The 422-nt window shown below is 64.0% G+C and carries 1 protein-coding gene; it reads right to left on the bottom strand.

What is annotated here, in order from left to right; all coding sequences use genetic code 11:
• Positions 1-422 (bottom strand): thiamine pyrophosphate-dependent enzyme (locus ACNFBR_RS29280; protein ID WP_416737884.1); only part of this gene is annotated, 422 nt, incomplete at both ends.

Below are 422 nucleotides of genomic sequence, written 5' to 3'. Positions count from 1 at the left end.
AGGTGCGCCGCCATGGCCGAAGGCAGGCCGGCGCCCATGGTCGCCAGGGCGTTGTCCAGCAGCACGGTGTTGGGCTTGTGCGCCTTGTAGTTACGGGCGAACCAGATCTTGTAGATGCCGTTGTCCAGGGCAACGATGCCTTCGGACGGCAGCACACGGCGGATGTCGGCAACCAGGCGCTGCGGGTAGACCGGGAAGCGGTTGTCGTCGGCGCCTTCGGCGATCTGCGCTTCGTTGGCTTCACGGATGGCCATCAGGCGGGTGAAGTCCCAGTGCGACGTGTCGTTCAGCGCTTCGCTGATCTGCCACACGGCGTTGGCGATGTCGCCGATCACTTCCACCTGCGGGAAGTACACGGCATCGACTTCGGCGGAGCGGAAGTTGATGTGGATGACTTCGGTGCCGCCACGGACCATGAAGAA

The organism is Pseudomonas sp. NY11955 (assembly GCF_048068035.1).
Taxonomy (GTDB): domain Bacteria; phylum Pseudomonadota; class Gammaproteobacteria; order Pseudomonadales; family Pseudomonadaceae; genus Aquipseudomonas.
The sequence above is the reverse complement of the archived record's forward strand: the minus strand, read 5'-3'. Positions and strand labels throughout refer to the sequence as shown.